General features: G+C 54.8%; 2 protein-coding genes. Both read right to left on the reverse strand.

The window, feature by feature from the left end:
- Positions 1 to 27: 27 nt before the first annotated feature.
- Positions 28 to 462: a phage tail assembly protein T gene (locus FQZ95_RS21800; RefSeq protein ID WP_000459458.1), complete on the reverse strand. Its 435-nt coding sequence runs from the start codon at positions 460 to 462 to the stop codon at positions 28 to 30.
- A complete protein-coding gene (gene gpG, locus FQZ95_RS21805; protein ID WP_000479153.1) occupies positions 444 to 866 on the reverse strand; it encodes a phage tail assembly chaperone G in 423 nt (140 codons plus the stop codon). Before gpG ends, FQZ95_RS21800 begins: the two co-directional genes overlap by 19 nt.
- Positions 867 to 897 lie beyond the last annotated feature (31 nt).

The following is an 897-nucleotide window of genomic DNA, read 5'->3' on the forward strand; positions in this document are numbered from 1 at the left end:
AAATCAACGACCAGATCGCCTACCGGTTCAGCCATACCGGACTCCTCCTGCGATCCCTTCTGATACTGTCATCAGCATTACGTCATCCTCCGTCATGTCCGCCACATCCGGGGAAGTAGGGATAACTTCATTCCCGTCCGGGCCAAAGCGGACACCTCCGGCAAGCCCTGCCGCTTTCTGCATCAGCACATCATCTTCAGGCTCTTCGTCAGCCTCACGCCGGTTCAGCAAACTGAAATCCAGCGGATGCATATCCGGATCGCTGAAAAACAGGCTGAGCACGGTGTACGTCAGCCCGGAAAAGTGCATATCCAGCAGAACATCATGAAAATAATGGGTACTGTAAAAGCGGTGCCAGTCGGCATACTCCGTGGATGACATCCCGGCAAGCATGGCACGCCAGTCGGGTCGCCCCATCTCACGCGCCAGTTTCAGGGCAAAACTCAGCTCACCGTCGAACACTTTCCCGCAGAAACAGGCTCTGCGGGCCCGGCGTCCTCTGTCTGTTCAGGGGCATTATTCACCACAAACTCATACATACCAGACAGCCGGTACACCACGTTTTCAGCATGAGAAATTGCCTCCGTGGGCCAGGTGGTAAGCACTTCCTGCTCAATCTGTTTAACGGCTTCATTCATGGACGGCATCTGCGTCTTCTGCGGATGGTTATGCCACAGGGACATCGCCACCAGAAACGCGCCGGTTCTGATGGCGTCTTCCACAGTAAACTTCCGGTTGCTGTCTGACTCCGCCTGTTCTGCCTGCCGTTTCATCAGGGCGAGATGCTCAATACGCTGCAGGGCTGACAGTTCAGAAAGCGTGACGGTCACACCGTTATGTTCAAATGATTCGGTTTTCAGGAACATCGCTGACTCTCCGGATTAACTGGCGGTGACG

The organism is Escherichia sp. HH41S (assembly GCF_009820115.1).
Taxonomy (GTDB): Bacteria; Pseudomonadota; Gammaproteobacteria; order Enterobacterales; family Enterobacteriaceae; genus Escherichia; species Escherichia coli_F.

Coding starts and splice junctions, on each gene's coding strand:
- gpG (WP_000479153.1), bottom strand. CDS start 866: ATGTTCCTGAAAACCGAATCATTTGAACATAACGGTGTGACCGTCACG.